Genomic DNA, 14,704 nt, shown 5'->3' with positions numbered 1-14,704 from the left:
TCGATGATCGTGGCGAACGGGTGCGGGCGCAGCTCGGATCCGGAGAGTGGATCACCGCGACCCGGTCCAGGACAGCAGTTCCTCCAGCGGCCACGTCGTCACCACCCGGTCCGCCGGTACACCGCATTCCGCCGCCCGCGCGCACCCGTACACCTGCCAGTCCAGCTGGCCCGGGGCGTGCGCGTCGGTGTCGACGGAGAACAGCACGCCCGCGTCGAGCGCCTGCCGGATGAGCCGGCGCGGTGGATCCAGCCGCTCCGGGCGGCTGTTGATCTCCACGGCCTTGTCGAAGCGGGCGCAGGCGGCGAAGACCATCGCCGCGTCGAAGTCCGACTCCGGGCGGTGGCCGAGGAGCCGTCCGGTGCAGTGGCCCAGGACGTCCACGAGCGGGTTGGCGACGGCCGCGACCATCCGGCGGGTCATGCTGCCGGCGTCCATGCGCAGCTTGGAGTGGACGGAGGCGACCACCACGTCCAGCTCCTCCAGCAGCCCTGGCTCCTGGTCGAGGGAGCCGTCGTCGAGGATGTCGCACTCGATCCCCGTGAGCAGCCGGAACCCGCCGTCTTCCGCGGCGAGCCGCTCGTTGACCTCGGCCACGACGCGGAGCTGGGCGCGCAGGCGCTCGGGGGACAGCCCGCGGGCGATGGTCAGGCGGGGGGAGTGGTCGGTCAGCACGGCCCACTCGTGCCCGAGCGAGCGCGCGGCGCGGGCCATGGCCTCGATCGGGCTGCCCCCGTCCGACCAGTCCGAGTGCAGGTGGCAGTCGCCCCGCAGCAGTGCCCGCAGGCTCTCGCCGCCCTCGGCCAGCGGCTCGGCGGCCTCCTCCTTTTCCTCCTCCAGACGCGCCAGATAGCCGGGGACGGCACCGCTCAGCGCCTCGGCCACCACGGCGGCCGTCTTCGGGCCGATGCCCTTCATCTCGGTCAGCGAGCCGCTCTCCGCCCGCCGCCGCACCTCGTCCGCGGGCAGCGACCCGATCACCTCGGAGGCCGTACGGAACGCCTTCACCCGGTACGTGGGCGCCTGCGCGCGCTCCAGCAGGAACGCGATCCGGTCCAGGGCCTCCACCGGGTCCATGACTGCCACCGCCTCGACTCGTCGGCCGCCTCCGGTCCCACGGTGCGGGATCGCGGGGCGCCGCGCACGCCCGTCCGTCCGCGGGTGAGTCCGTGAGTAACGCCGGGCCCGCCAGGGGAGGGTTCCGGCATGAGTGCCTCCCACAACAGCAGCGCCCCCCGCCCCGGCAGCCGCGCGGTGGTCCTCGGCGCGGGCATGGCCGGGATGCTGGCCGCGTCCGTCCTCGCCCGCCACGTCGACGAGGTGGTGATCGTCGACCGCGACCGGCTGCCCGACGGCGCCCATCCGCGGAAGGGGCTGCCGCAGGCCCGCCACGCCCACCTGCTGATGTCCGGCGGGGCGCGGGCCGTCGACGCGCTGCTGCCCGGCACGCTGGAGCGGTGGGTGCGGGCCGGCGCCCGGCGGATGGCGCTGACGGCGGGGCTGGTGGTGCTGGGCCCGCGGGGGTGGTTCCCGCGCCTGCCCGGTACGCAGTTCCTCCTGGCCTGCACCCGTGACCTGCTGGACCTGGTGGTCCGCGAGCAGGTGCTGGCCCTGCCAGGCGTCGTCCTGCGTGACGGTACGGAGGCGGTGGCGCTGCTGGGCGACAGCGGCCGGGTCACGGGCGTGCGGGTCCGTGAGACCGGGGAGCACGCCGCGCGGGAGCTCGGCGCCGACCTGGTCGTCGACGCCTCGGGCCGGGGCTCCCAGGCCGCGCGCCGGCTGACGGACCTCGGGCTGCCGGTCGTCCACGAGGAGACCGTCGACTCCGGTCTGGTCTATGCCACCCGGATCTTCCGGGCGCCGCCCGGCACCGAGAGCTTCCCCGTGGTCAGCGTCCAGCCCGACCCCGGCTCGCGGCGGCCCGGCCAGGGCGCGACGATGCTGCCCGTCGAGGGCGGCCGCTGGCTGGTCACCGTCTCCGGCACGCGCGGCGGCGAACCCTCGCGCGAAGCCGGGGACTTCGAGCCCTTCATCCGTGGCCTGCGCGACCCGCTCATCGCCGATCTGATCGACCGGACCGAGCCCCTCACCGACGTCCACATCACCCGCAGCACCGTCAACCGGCGCCGCTTCTTCGAGAACCTCCCCTCGTGGCCCGAGGGTTTCGTCGCGCTGGGCGACGCCGTCGCCACGTACAACCCGGTCTACGGGCACGGCATGTCCGTGGCCGCGCAGAGTGCCACCGTGCTGCGGGACGCCCTGCGGGAGGCGGACGTCGACTCCCCGGGCCTGGCCCGGGGGATCCAGCGGTCGGTGGCCCGGGTGACGGGCGGCGCCTGGGACCTGGCCACCGGGGAGGACATCAACTACCCCGGCGCGATCGGCAAGAGGCCGCCCGCGGCGGCCCGGCTGCTGCGCGGCTACACCCAGCGCATGATGTGGGCGGCGACCGGCGACCCCCTGGTGCTGCGGGCGCTGATGGACGTCATGACGCTCTCCGCGCCCGTGACGCACCTGGTCAGGCCGTCGGTGGCGCTCGGTGTGGCACGCGGGCCCGGCGGCCGGGCGCAGTCCGGGCCGTCGATCACCCCGGCGGAGCTGGAGCTGTGCGGTTTGGCGCCGCGCTGAGGTGACGGCGGTGTCCGGCGGGTCTTCGGCTGCGGGGCGTTCGCCGCCTACGGCGGGAGCTCCCCACGGGAGCGTCCTCCGCGAAGCAGTGGTGCGGAACGGCGCGGTCAGCGGCGGAGGGCCACCGGCGGCAGGAATTCGTGTTCGAGCGTCCGGTGCCACCAGGCGCCGGTCTCCCGCCGCTCCCGCCGGGTGGTGAAGCGGTAGAGGTAGACCCGGGCGCGCACATGCGTGGGCGGCGCGCCGGGGAAGGGGTTGTGCCGGATCAGGCGCAGCGTGTCCGGGTCGTTGACCAGCAGGCGTTCCATGAACGGGCCGAACCACGGCTCGGCGTACGCGGGGGAGATCCCGGCGAACCACATCATCCAGTCGAGCCGCAGGTGGTACGGCGCGAACTGGCGCGGCAGCCGCAGGGGATCGCCGGGCTTGCCCTTGAAGCCGTACTCCCGCCACGCCGTGTCCCGGGTGATCCGCTCCTCGTCGGTGCCCTCGACGACGACCTCGTGGCGGCGGCGGTTGACGCTGCCGAACGCGCCGTAGGTGTTGACCAGGTGCAGGGCGTTGAAGGACATGTTCATCCGCTGGTGGTGCGAGAGCATGTTGCGGGCCGGCCACCAGCTCAGCACCGCCACCATGGCCGTCGCGGTGAGGACCAGGACGTCGAACCACAGCGGCGGCCCGGCGAGTGGGGCGTGCCGGGGGAGGGCGAGGAGGTCCGCCAGGGCCGCGCCGTCGACCGCGGCGAAGGCCAGCACGATGGTCAGCCAGTTGAGCCAGGCGAAGTTGCCGGAGATCACCAGCCAGAGCTGGGTGCAGATGATCACGCCCGCCGCGACGCTCGCGACGGGCTGCGGGGTGAAGAGGGCGAGCGGGACGACGAGCTGGGCCACGTGGTTGGCGCCGGTCTCGACCCGGTGCAGCGGCCGCGGCAGGCGGTGGAAGTACCAGCTCAGCGGGCCGGGCATCGGCTGGGTCTCGTGGTGGTAGTAGAGGCACGTCAGATCCCGCCAGCAGCTGTCCCCGCGCATCTTGATCAGCCCCGCGCCGAACTCGACGCGGAACAGCAGCCAGCGCATCAGCCACAGCACGAGCACGGGCGGGTCCGTCCGCGCGTTGCCGAGGAAGACCGCCAGGAACCCGGCCTCCAGCAGCAGCGACTCCCACCCGAAGCCGTACCAGGTCTGGCCGACGTTGACGACCGACAGATACATCACCCACAGCGCCGCCCACATCAGCATCGACGCCCACAGCGGCACCGCGTCCGCGCCGCCCGCCACGACCGCCGCCGACAGCAGCGCGCCCACCGCCGTCCACCCGGCGAAGAAACGGTCCGAGTAGTGGAGGTGGAAGACCCCGGGCGCCCGTCGGAAGGGCACTCTCCGGGTGAAGTGCGGCACCGGCAGCATGCCCCGCTCGCCGATGAGCGCGCGGAACTGGAGGAGGGCCGCCAGGAAGGCGACCAGGTAGACCGCGGCGAGCGCCCGCTGGAGGATCAGCCTGCTCAGCCAGTACCCCGATGCCGTGAACCACTCCATGGCGTATCCGTACCACTGAAGCGCACAGTCACATCGAAGAAACAGGCAAAAGGTGTCAGAGTAGCCCTATGGTTGATCGGGGAGCGACGCCTGCCGCCGTCCCGGACGCTTCGACGCCGGACGAATGGCCCGCTCGCCCGGAAGTGAGCCTTGCCCTCAACCGCGTCGGCAGCTTCGACTGGGACCTCGACAGCAGCCGGCTGCACCTGGACACGGTGGCGCTCGGCCTCCTCAACGTCCCCCCGGAGGACTTCGACGGCCGGATCTCCGGCCTCGCCGGCCACCTGCCCAGGGCCGACGCCACCAGGCTCGACAGCCTCGTCGCGCGGGCCATGAAGGACGGCAGCGAGACGTACGGCACCTACTACCGCGTACGCGACGACGACGGCACCCTGCGCTGGACCTACACCCAGGGCCGGATCCTGCGCGACGGCGACGGCCGTCCCCGCCGCATCATCGGGATCGTCCGCGACGCCACCGAGGAGCTCCGGCACGCCGCCGACCCGCGCGAGCCGCAGGAGGAGCACCGCGACCAGACCAGCGTCGTCGAGACCACCACCGCCGCCCTCGCGCACGCGCGGACCGTGCAGGACGTCATCGACTTCTTCAAGGACTCCCGCGCCGTGCGGCACCTCGGCGCCGACCTCCTCGTCCTCGGCCTGCTGGAGTCCGGACGCATCCACATGGTCGCCGAAGGGCCCGAGGAGCACTACATCCCCGGCACCCGCTACACCCGGATCGACGACAACTTCCCCATGAGCGAGGTCATCCGCACCCTCTCGCCCCGCTTCATCGAATCCCCCGAGGAGTTCGCCGAGCACTACCCCTGGCTCTGGGAGAACATCGAGGACATCGGCATCTGCTCCGCCGCCTACCTCCCGCTGATCGCCCAGGCCCGCCCCATCGGCGCCCTCGGCCTCCTCTACCGCGAGGGGCGCGGCTTCACCCGCCAGGAGCGCAACCTCTTCATCGCCCTCGGCAGCAGCCTCGCCCAGAGCCTGGCCCGCGCCATGCTCTTCGACCAGGAGCACGACCTCGCCGAAGGACTGCAGCAGTCCATGCTGCCCCGGCGCATCCCCGACGTCCCCGGCGCGCAGATCGCCGTGCGCTACCGCTCCGCCCGGATGGGCCGGGACATCGGCGGCGACTGGTACGACGCCGTCCCGCTGCCCGGCGGCCGGGTCGGCGCCGTCATCGGCGACGTCCAGGGCCACGACACCCACGCCGCCGCCGTCATGGGCCAGCTGCGCATCGTCCTGCGCGCGTACGCCTCCGAGGGCCACGCCCCCGCCACGATCATGGCCCGCGCCTCCACCTTCCTCCACGAACTCGACACCGACCGCTTCGCCACCTGCGCCTACGCCGAGGCCGACCTCTCCACCGGCCTCGTCCAGATCGTCCGCGCCGGACACATCGACCCGCTGCTGCGGCACAACGACGGCACCTGCCGCAGACTCCCCGTCGCCGGCGGGCTGCCGCTCGGCCTCTCCGCCGAGTTCGGCCGCCTCGACTACCCCGTGACGACCGTCGAACTCGACCCCGGCGAGACCCTGTTGCTCTTCACCGACGGCCTCGTCGAACAGCCCGGCTCCGACCTCGACGAAGGCATGCGGCTGCTCTCCGACATCGTCCGCGAGGGCCCCTACGACCTCCACGAGCTCGCCGACCGCCTCTGCGACGTCGTCGAGGAGCGCGTCGGCGAGGACGACACGGCCGTACTCCTCCTGCGCCGCCACGGCGCCACCACCCGCAGCGGCAGCCGCCTCCAGCAGCACATCGCCCCCGCCGACCCCGAGGCGCTCCAGGCCGCCCGGCACATGATCCGCGCGGCCGTGCGGTCCTGGGGTGCCCGGGAGCGCTCCGACGAGATCGAGCTGGTCGCCGACGAGTTGGTCACCAACGCCCTGCTGCACACCGACGGCCCCGCCGTGGTCACCATCCGCATGCTCCCGGGACCCGAACGCCGGGTGCGGGTCGAGGTCGAGGACAAGTCCAGCGCCCTGCCGAGGCGGCGCGAGCCGGGGGAGTCGGGCGTCTCGGGGCGCGGCCTGCTGCTGGTCGACCGGCTCGCGGACGTCTGGGGCGTGGAGTCGCGCGGCACCGGCAAGTCGGTCTGGTGCGAATTCGTCCTGCCGGAAGGGAAGGAGGAGCCGGAGGAGGGGCGGGAGGGGGAGACCGGCTGAGGGCGCCGACCGAGGGCACCGGGGTCAACCCGCCGGATGCCCCACGGAAGCGAATCAGAGTGAACCAGAAGCGAAACTGAAGCGAAGAGGTCAAGGTCACAGCCGTATGGGCTGCTGCCGGACGCGGGTGCTCCCCTAGCCTTCCCCCATGACGGTCCTGCCAGACGAAGGCTTCTCCCTGGCCGCCGAGTTCCCGGACTCCACCCGCGAGCAATGGCAGCGCCTCGTGGAGGGCGTGCTGCGCAAAGCGGGCACATCGGATGCATCCGGCTCGGCCGCCGAAGGCGCGCTGACCACCCCGCTCCAGGACGGGCTTGCCACCCGCCCCCTCTACACCGCGGAGGACGCGCCCCCCGCGCCCGGTTACCCCGGTTTCCACCCGTTCGTCCGAGGCGGGCGCACGGAGGGAACGGCCCTGTCCGGCTGGGACGTCCGCCAGCGCCACGCCCACCCCGACCCCCGGCGCGCCAACGAGGCCGTGCTCGCCGACCTGGAGAACGGGGTCACCTCGATCTGGCTGACCGTCGGCGCCCACGGCCTGCCCGCCGGCGGCATCGCCACCGCCCTCGAAGGCGTCTACCTCGACCTGGCCCCCGTCGTCCTCGACGCCGGACCCGACGTGGAAGCGGCCGCTCGCGAACTGCTGCGCCTGCACGACGAGCACGGTGTCCAGCGCACGGCCACCGGCAACCTCGGTGCCGACCCGCTCGGCACCCTCGCCCGCACCGGCGCGGACGCCGACCCGTCCGAAGGGCTCGCGGCGGCCGCCGACCTCGCGGCCCGCTGCCTGCGCGACCGCCCCGGCCTGCGCGCCCTCACCGTCGACGCCCTGCCCCACCACGACGCCGGCGGCTCGGCCGCCCAGGAGCTGGGCGCCTCCCTCGCCACCGGCGTCGCCTACCTCCGCGCGCTCACCGACCGCGGACTCGGCGTCGACCAGGCCTGCGCCCAGCTGGAGTTCCGCTACGCGGCCACCGCCGACCAGTTCCTCACCATCGCCAAGCTCCGCGCCGCCCGCCGCCTGTGGGCCCGCGTCGCCGAGGTCAGCGGAGCCACCACCACGGGCGCCGCGCAGCGCCAGCACGCCGTCACCTCGTCGGTCATGATGACCCGCCGTGACCCGTGGGTGAACATGCTGCGCACCACCATCGCCTGCCTCGGCGCCGGAGTGGGCGGCGCGGACGCCGTCACCGTCCTGCCCTTCGACGCCGCCCTCGGCCTGCCCGACGCCTTCGCCCGCCGCATCGCCCGCAACACCTCCTCCGTCCTCCTGGAGGAGTCGCACCTGGCCAGGGTCATCGACCCCGCGGGCGGCTCCTGGTACGTGGAGCGGCTCACCGACGAGCTCGCCCACGCCGCCTGGGCCTGGTTCCAGGAGATCGAGCGGGCCGGCGGCCAGGCCGCCGCACTGCGCTCCGGGCTGATCGCCGAACGCCTCGCCGACACCTGGCGGCAGCGGAGCGAGGACCTCGCCACCCGCCGCGAACCCATCACCGGCGTCAGCGAGTTCCCGAACCTCGGCGAGCAGCCCGTGCCCCGGGACCCCGCGCCCGCCGCCCCCGGCGGCGGCCTGCCCACGGTCCGCCGCGACGAGGCGTACGAAGCGCTGCGGGCCCGCTCCGACGCCCACCTGGCCGCGACCGGCACCCGGCCCCGCGTCTTCCTCGCCGCCCTGGGACCCGCCGCCGCGCACACCGGCCGGGCCACGTTCGCCGCCAACCTCTTCCAGGCGGGCGGCATCGAGCCCGTCCACGACCCGGTGGCCGTCGACGCGGACACCGCCGCCGCGGCCTTCGCCCGCAGCGGCGCCCGCGTGGCCTGCCTCTGCTCCAGCGACAAGCTCTACGCCGACCAGGCCGGAGCCGTCGCCACCGCCCTCAAGGAGGCGGGCGCGGCACGGGTGTTCCTCGCCGGCCGCCCGGAGGCCGCACAGGGGGAAACCTACCGACAGGCCGGAGTCGACGAGTTCGTCTTCGCGGGCGGCGACGCCGTCACCGTCCTCACCTCCGTCCTCGACCGCATGGGAGTGGCCTGATGCCCATCCCCGACTTCACCGGCATCGACCTGGACCCGGCGGGCTGTTCTCCTGATGCCCCCGCCGACTCCGGACCGTGGCGGGCCGCACTCAAGGAGAGCACCGGCCACAGCCCCGAGGACCTCGTCTGGGAGACCCCCGAAGGCATCGGCGTCAAGCCGCTCTACACCGCCGACGACCTGCGCGGACTGGACTTCCTGGGCACGTACCCCGGCATCGCGCCGTACCTCCGCGGGCCGTATCCCACGATGTACGTCAACCAGCCGTGGACCATCCGCCAGTACGCGGGCTTCTCCACGGCCGAGGAGTCCAACGCCTTCTACCGCCGCAACCTGGCGGCCGGTCAGAAGGGCCTCTCCGTCGCCTTCGACCTGCCCACCCACCGCGGCTACGACAGCGACCACCCGCGGGTGACGGGCGACGTCGGCATGGCGGGCGTCGCCATCGACTCCATCTACGACATGCGGCAGCTCTTCGACGGCATCCCGCTGGACCGGATGAGCGTGTCGATGACGATGAACGGCGCGGTGCTGCCCGTCCTCGCCCTCTACATCGTCGCCGCCGAGGAACAGGGCGTACCGCCCGAGAAGCTGGCCGGGACCATCCAGAACGACATCCTCAAGGAGTTCATGGTCCGCAACACCTACATCTACCCGCCCGGGCCCTCCATGCGGATCATCTCCGACATCTTCTCCTACACCTCGCAGAAGATGCCGCGCTACAACTCCATCTCCATCTCCGGCTACCACATCCAGGAAGCCGGGGCGACGGCCGACCTCGAACTCGCCTACACCCTCGCCGACGGCGTGGAGTATCTGAAGGCGGGCATCGACGCCGGGCTCGACGTCGACGCCTTCGCGCCGCGCCTGTCCTTCTTCTGGGCGATCGGCATGAACTTCTTCATGGAGATCGCCAAGCTCCGCGCGGCCCGCCTGCTGTGGGCCAGGCTCGTCAAGCGCTTCGAGCCGCAGAACGCCAAGTCGCTCTCGCTGCGCACCCATTCGCAGACCTCCGGCTGGTCGCTGACCGCGCAGGACGTCTTCAACAACGTCGCGCGGACCTGCGTCGAGGCCATGGCGGCCACCCAGGGGCACACCCAGTCCCTGCACACCAACGCCCTCGACGAGGCGCTGGCCCTGCCCACCGACTTCTCCGCGCGCATCGCCCGCAACACCCAGCTCCTCCTCCAGCAGGAGTCCGGCACCTGCCGGGTCATCGACCCCTGGGGCGGCAGCGCGTACGTCGAGAAGCTCACCCACGACCTCGCGCGCCGCGCCTGGCAGCACATCGAGGAGGTCGAGGCCGCGGGCGGCATGGCCCAGGCCATCGACGCGGGCATCCCCAAGCTGCGCGTCGAGGAGGCCGCCGCCCGCACCCAGGCCCGCATCGACTCCGGCCGGCAGCCCGTGATCGGCGTCAACAAGTACCGCGTCGACAGCGACGAGCAGATCGACGTCCTCAAGGTCGACAACTCCTCCGTGCGCGCCCAGCAGATCGAGAAGCTGCGGCGGCTGCGCGCCGAACGCGACGAGACCGCTTGCCAGGACGCCCTGCGCGCCCTGACCGCGGCCGCCGGCTCCGGCCCCGGCGCGGGCCTGGAGGGCAATCTGCTGGCCCTCGCCGTGGACGCCGCCCGCGCCAAGGCGACCGTCGGTGAGATCTCCGACGCCCTGGAGAAGGTCTACGGGCGGCACGCCGGGCAGATCCGTACGATCTCCGGTGTGTACCGCGAGGAGGCAGGGCCGTCGTCCGGGGTCGAGCGCACCCGCGCGCTGGTCGAGGCGTTCGAGCGGGAGGACGGCCGCCGGCCGCGCATCCTGGTGGCCAAGATGGGCCAGGACGGCCACGACCGCGGCCAGAAGGTCATCGCCACCGCCTTCGCCGACCTCGGCTTCGACGTCGACGTCGGCCCGCTCTTCCAGACGCCCGAGGAGGTCGCCCGGCAGGCGGTGGAGGCCGACGTGCACATCGTCGGCGTCTCCTCGCTCGCCGCCGGCCACCTCACGCTCGTGCCCGCCCTCCGCGAGCAACTGGCCGAGCAGGGCCGGGAGGACATCATGATCGTCGTCGGTGGTGTCATCCCGCCGCAGGACGTCGAGCCGCTGCGGGAGATGGGCGCCGCCGCCGTCTTCCCGCCCGGCACCGTCATCCCCGACGCCGCCCACGACCTGCTGAAGACCCTCGCCGGGGTCCTCGGCCACGAGCTGTGAGCCCATGGCACGCAGCATCGATGTGGACGCGTACGTCAAGGGCGTGCTCGACGGCGAGCGGGCGACCGTCGCCCGCGCCATCACGCTCGTGGAGTCGACCCGCGCCGACCACCGGGAGGCCGCCCAGCGGATGCTGACCGAGCTGCTGCCCCACGCGGGCACGGCCCGGCGCATCGGCATCACGGGTGTGCCCGGTGTCGGCAAGTCGACCTTCATCGACGCCCTCGGCACCCTGCTGACCGGGCTCGGCCACAAGGTCGCCGTGCTCGCCGTCGACCCCTCCTCCAGCCGGACCGGCGGCAGCATCCTCGGCGACAAGACCCGCATGGAGCGGCTCGCCGTCGACCCCGCCGCCTTCGTCCGGCCCTCGCCCACCGCCGGGACCCTCGGCGGGGTGGCCCGCGCCACCCGCGAGACCATCGTGGTGATGGAGGCCGCGGGCTACGACGTGGTGCTCGTCGAGACCGTCGGCGTCGGCCAGTCGGAGACGGCCGTCTCCGACATGGTCGACACCTTCCTCATGCTCACCCTCGCGCGCACCGGCGACCAGCTCCAGGGCATCAAGAAGGGCGTGCTCGAACTCGCCGACGTCATCGCCGTCAACAAGGCGGACGGTCCGCACGAGCGCGACGCGAAGTCCGCCGCGCGTGAACTGGCCGGTGCGCTGCGGCTGTTGCGGGCGCCCGACGCGGCGTGGAACCCGCCGGTCCTCACGTGCAGCGCGCGTGAGGGCACGGGCCTCGACACGCTCTGGGAGCGGCTGGAGCAGCACCGGCGGGTGCTCGACGCGACGGGTGCGCTGGCCGCGCGCCGCCGTGACCAACAGGTGGACTGGGTCTGGGCGATGGTCCGCGAACAGCTCCTGACGGAGCTGCGTGAGCATGCCGACGTACGCGGGCTGGCCCCCTCGCTGGAGTCCGCCGTCCGCGACGGCACGCTCCCCGCGAGCCTCGCCGCTGAGCGCTTGCTTCGCGCGTTCCGGTCTTGAGGCGGGGTGAGTGGGTGGGTGCGGGTGGTGTCGTCCCCGCACCACCGCTGCGCGGCGGTGTCCTCAAACGCCGGACGGGCTGGATTTGGCTGATATGGGTGCGTAATTCAGCCCGTAGTGGTATCTGGGAGAGTTTGAGGACACCGCGCGGAGCGCGGTCCGGGGTCTGGGGCGAAGCCCCAGTTTCGCCTACACCAGGCCCAACTCCGCACCCCCCAGCGGAGCGAAGTGGCGAGTCACGTCGGCCTCCGACACCTCGGCCAGGGTCGAAGGTGACCACCGCGGGCGGCGGTCCTTGTCGACGACCTGGGCCCTGATGCCCTCCACCAGATCCGCGTCGGCCAGCGACGCGCAGGAGACGCGGTACTCCTGGTTCAACACCTCGCCCAGCGTGGACAGTCGGCGGGCCCGGCGCAGCGCGGCCAGGGTCACCTTCAGTGCCGTGGGCGACTTCGTCGCCATGGCCTCGGCCGCCTCCTTCGCCTCGGGGACGCCGGAATCCCGCAGCCGGGCGAGGATCTCCTCGACGGAGCCGGCGGCGTAGCAGTGGTCGATCCACTCCTGGTGCGGGGCGAGCGCGCCGGGCGGGGCGGGTGCCGCGTGGGCGCGCACCGCTTCGGCCGGGTCGGTGTCCGCCAGGGCCGCGGCGAAGTCCGCCAGCCGGGCCCGCGGTACGAAGTGGTCGGCGAAGCCGCTCCGTACGGCGTCACCCGCGTCGAGCCGGGCCGTGGTCAGGGCCAGGTGCGTGCCCAGCTCGCCGGGCGCCCGGGAGAGGAGATAGGTGCCGCCGACGTCGGGGGCGAAGCCGATGCCCGTCTCCGGCATGGCGATCGCCGACCGTTCGGTGACGATCCGTACGCCGCCGTGTGCCGAGACGCCGACGCCGCCGCCCATCACCAGGCCGTCCATGAGGGCGACATAGGGCTTGGGGAAGGCGGCGATGCGGGCGTTGAGCCGGTACTCGTCCCGCCAGAACGCCCGGGTCGCCCCCGCCCCGCCGCCGGCGCGGGCGTCGTCGTGGATGAGCCGGATGTCCCCGCCCGCGCACAGCCCCCGTTCACCGGCGCCGTCGATCACCACGGTGGCCACCGCGTCGTCGTGCTCCCAGGCCGTGAGCGCCGCGTCGACGCGGCGCACCATGTCGTGGGTGAGGGCGTTGATGGCGCGGGGGCGGTTGAGGGTGATGCGGCCCGCCCGGCCGTCGCGGCGCAGGAGTACGGCGTCGTCGTCAGTGCTCGTCATCGTCCCACTCTCGCAGGAGCGGGGCGGGCGGCGGACGCGAGATCGGTCACCCTCCGCGTGCTCAGCGGACCGGGCCGACCCAGTGGACGCTGTCGTTCTTCCCGCCGAAGTCCGGGCGGACCTCGATGTCGACCCGGCCGGTGTTCGCGGGCGGCACGTCGAAGGCGAAGGTGGCCGTGGCGGACTTCCCGGCCGCCAAGGGCCCGCTCAAGGGGGTGCCCACGCCACGCGCGGTGTCGAAGATCTGCTCGGCCCGGTCGGCGCCCTGCCCCGCCGTCACGCTGACCAGCAGCCCGGTCACCTGGAACGTCCGCCCGGTGCCGTTCGTGACCGTCACCATGAACGTGATGGGGGAGTTCTCCGGCCTGTGGCCGAGCGAGGTGACGCTCGGCTTGAACGCCGTCGGCCGGGTCACCTTGACCTTCAGCCCGTCGTCGTACGCGTAGGTGTCCTCGAACGCCACCACGCGGGTGCCCCCCACCGACGAGGCCGCTCCCGACGGGGACACCGTGTGCCCGGCCGGCCCGCCGCCGCTGCCCCCGCACGCGGTCAGGAGGGCCAGCGCGCCCGCGGTGATCCCCACGCGCCGGGCCCGCCCTGCCGCGCGGGGCTGAAGGTTTGTCACGCCTGTCCGGTCTCGAAGCGGCTGACCTTGCCGCCCCCGTCGACGGTGAAGTGCCACCGCGTGCGCATCGCGCCCCAGGTGTCATTGCTGTAGCGGGCGACGAGCGAGCGCCCGCCGTCCGACTCGGACTCCACGTCCATGTGCCCGTGCGAGGAGAAGATCTCCTTGTCCGCCCACTGGGTCAGATCCCGGTCCGAGCCGTCGTCCGACATCGTCGCCCCGGGGGCCAGCGCGGCCCGGAAGGCGGCGGTGTCGTTGGCGTTGATGGCGTTCACCAGGGCGCGTACGGCAGGATCGGACAGGTCGTCGGTGGGGATCACGGGTCTGCTCCTCGCGTGTACACCTGATGTGTGGGCGTGTCCAGGACAGCACCGCCGGGCCTCGACCGCCCGTTGTGTTCCCCCGTCCGCGTCCCCGTCCGCCGCCTCCGCCAACAAGGAATCGCCCCCATGCCTCAGACGTTCCACCGCCTCCCGCACCGAGCCCGCCGGGTGCCCGAGGACCGCAGGGCGGGGCGGAGGAGCCTGGGTCTCGCGGCCCTCGCCACGGTCACGGGTCTCCTGCTGGCCGGGTGCGGCTTCGGCGACAGCGCCAGGAAGACGGCGACCGAGGAAGCCGTCGTCACGGAACCCGTGACGGCCGTCGAGATCCTCGGCAACCGCGGAGGGGCCATCGAGATCACGCCCGGCACGGGCCCCGGCGTCACCATCCACCGCACCCTCCACTACGGAGGCCCCACCAAGCCCACGCCCACCCACGAGCTCTCGGCGGGCGTGCTGACCTTCCACAGCGGCTGCGGTCACAACTGCTTCGTCGACTACGCGCTGACCGTGCCCGCCGCCGCCCACGCCAGACTCGGCACCAGCAGCGGCCCGGTCACGGTGCGCGGCCTGGCCGGCGCGGACATCGGCACCGGCTCGGGCGAGGTGACCGCCGCCGCCCTCACCGGACCGCTCGCCGTCAGGACCCACTCCGGCCGGATCACCGGGACCGAACTGTCCGGCACCACGGCCACCGTGTCCGCCTCCTCGGGCCCGGTGCACCTGTCCTTCGCCCGGCGCCCCGCCTCGGTGACCGCCCGCACCACCTCCGGGGACGTCGAACTGACCGTGCCCTACGGCACCTACCACGTGGAGACCGGCACCAGCTCCGGCAGCAGCGAGGTGGGGGTACGCAAGGAGGAGTCCGCCGACGCGAGGCTCTCGGTCCGTACCAGCTCCGGCAACGTGAGGATCGACGCGAGCTGACGTCCGGGTCC

Annotated in this window: 11 protein-coding genes; 6 read left to right on the top strand and 5 right to left on the bottom strand. The window is 73.3% G+C overall.

The annotated features are described in order from the left end of the window. Window positions 1–51: 51 nt before the first annotated feature. The gene (locus AB0435_RS11855) at window positions 52–1,077 is read right to left on the bottom strand and encodes a PHP domain-containing protein (protein WP_366002693.1); all 1,026 of its coding nucleotides are present in this window, start codon (window positions 1,075–1,077) and stop codon (window positions 52–54) included. 129 nt (window positions 1,078–1,206) lie between these two features. Between AB0435_RS11855 and AB0435_RS11850 the strand changes: the two genes are divergently transcribed. Continuing rightward, the gene (locus tag AB0435_RS11850) at window positions 1,207–2,628 is read left to right on the top strand and encodes an FAD-dependent monooxygenase (RefSeq protein ID WP_366002655.1); all 1,422 of its coding nucleotides are present in this window, start codon (window positions 1,207–1,209) and stop codon (window positions 2,626–2,628) included. 107 nt (window positions 2,629–2,735) lie between these two features. Here the strand turns inward: AB0435_RS11850 and AB0435_RS11845 are convergent, their stop codons facing one another. Beyond that, complete coding sequence (locus AB0435_RS11845) at window positions 2,736–4,163, bottom strand: lipase maturation factor family protein (protein ID WP_366426791.1); 1,428 nt, start codon at window positions 4,161–4,163, stop codon at window positions 2,736–2,738. A gap of 68 nt (window positions 4,164–4,231) precedes the next feature. On the opposite strand from AB0435_RS11845, the gene AB0435_RS11840 reads away from it, so the two are divergent. The 4 genes from AB0435_RS11840 (at window position 4,232) to meaB (ending at window position 11,579) form a co-directional block, all read left to right on the top strand. After that, window positions 4,232–6,346 (top strand): SpoIIE family protein phosphatase, encoded by a 2,115-nt coding sequence (locus AB0435_RS11840; RefSeq protein WP_366002653.1) that lies wholly within the window; start codon window positions 4,232–4,234, stop codon window positions 6,344–6,346. A gap of 148 nt (window positions 6,347–6,494) precedes the next feature. Then, window positions 6,495–8,381 carry a methylmalonyl-CoA mutase small subunit gene (mutA, locus tag AB0435_RS11835; RefSeq protein ID WP_366426790.1) on the top strand — a complete coding sequence of 629 codons (1,887 nt, stop codon included), beginning with the start codon at window positions 6,495–6,497 and terminating at the stop codon, window positions 8,379–8,381. Next, window positions 8,381–10,591, top strand: a complete 2,211-nt coding sequence (scpA, locus tag AB0435_RS11830; protein ID WP_366426789.1) for a methylmalonyl-CoA mutase — start codon at window positions 8,381–8,383, stop codon at window positions 10,589–10,591. Before mutA ends, scpA begins: the two co-directional genes overlap by 1 nt. Window positions 10,592–10,595: 4 nt before the next feature. Beyond that, a complete protein-coding gene (gene meaB / locus AB0435_RS11825) occupies window positions 10,596–11,579 on the top strand; it encodes a methylmalonyl Co-A mutase-associated GTPase MeaB (protein ID WP_366426788.1) in 984 nt (327 codons plus the stop codon). A gap of 189 nt (window positions 11,580–11,768) precedes the next feature. Here meaB and AB0435_RS11820 read toward each other — a convergent pair whose 3' ends face one another. From AB0435_RS11820 to AB0435_RS11810, 3 genes are all read right to left on the bottom strand, one after another. After that, window positions 11,769–12,821, bottom strand: a complete 1,053-nt coding sequence (locus AB0435_RS11820) for an enoyl-CoA hydratase/isomerase family protein (RefSeq protein ID WP_366426787.1) — start codon at window positions 12,819–12,821, stop codon at window positions 11,769–11,771. A gap of 61 nt (window positions 12,822–12,882) precedes the next feature. After that, a complete protein-coding gene (locus AB0435_RS11815) occupies window positions 12,883–13,404 on the bottom strand; it encodes a hypothetical protein (RefSeq protein WP_366002648.1) in 522 nt (173 codons plus the stop codon). A 38-nt stretch (window positions 13,405–13,442) separates the two neighbouring features. After that, window positions 13,443–13,766 (bottom strand): nuclear transport factor 2 family protein, encoded by a 324-nt coding sequence (locus AB0435_RS11810; RefSeq protein WP_366002647.1) that lies wholly within the window; start codon window positions 13,764–13,766, stop codon window positions 13,443–13,445. Window positions 13,767–13,895: 129 nt separating this feature from the next. On the opposite strand from AB0435_RS11810, the gene AB0435_RS11805 reads away from it, so the two are divergent. Further along, window positions 13,896–14,693, top strand: a complete 798-nt coding sequence (locus AB0435_RS11805) for a DUF4097 family beta strand repeat-containing protein (protein WP_366002646.1) — start codon at window positions 13,896–13,898, stop codon at window positions 14,691–14,693. Window positions 14,694–14,704 lie beyond the last annotated feature (11 nt).

The sequence above is a fragment of the Streptomyces sp. NPDC051173 genome (assembly GCF_040689515.1).
Classification (GTDB): Bacteria; Actinomycetota; Actinomycetes; order Streptomycetales; family Streptomycetaceae; genus Streptomyces.
The sequence above is the reverse complement of the archived record's forward strand: the minus strand, read 5'-3'. Positions and strand labels throughout refer to the sequence as shown.

Coding starts and splice junctions, on each gene's coding strand:
- meaB (WP_366426788.1), top strand. CDS start 10,596: ATGGCACGCAGCATCGATGTGGACGCGTACGTCAAGGGCGTGCTCGAC.
- scpA (WP_366426789.1), top strand. CDS start 8,381: ATGCCCATCCCCGACTTCACCGGCATCGACCTGGACCCGGCGGGCTGT.
- AB0435_RS11840 (WP_366002653.1), top strand. CDS start 4,232: ATGGTTGATCGGGGAGCGACGCCTGCCGCCGTCCCGGACGCTTCGACG.
- AB0435_RS11845 (WP_366426791.1), bottom strand. CDS start 4,163: ATGGAGTGGTTCACGGCATCGGGGTACTGGCTGAGCAGGCTGATCCTC.
- AB0435_RS11805 (WP_366002646.1), top strand. CDS start 13,896: ATGCCTCAGACGTTCCACCGCCTCCCGCACCGAGCCCGCCGGGTGCCC.
- AB0435_RS11850 (WP_366002655.1), top strand. CDS start 1,207: ATGAGTGCCTCCCACAACAGCAGCGCCCCCCGCCCCGGCAGCCGCGCG.
- AB0435_RS11855 (WP_366002693.1), bottom strand. CDS start 1,077: ATGGACCCGGTGGAGGCCCTGGACCGGATCGCGTTCCTGCTGGAGCGC.
- AB0435_RS11820 (WP_366426787.1), bottom strand. CDS start 12,821: ATGACGAGCACTGACGACGACGCCGTACTCCTGCGCCGCGACGGCCGG.
- mutA (WP_366426790.1), top strand. CDS start 6,495: ATGACGGTCCTGCCAGACGAAGGCTTCTCCCTGGCCGCCGAGTTCCCG.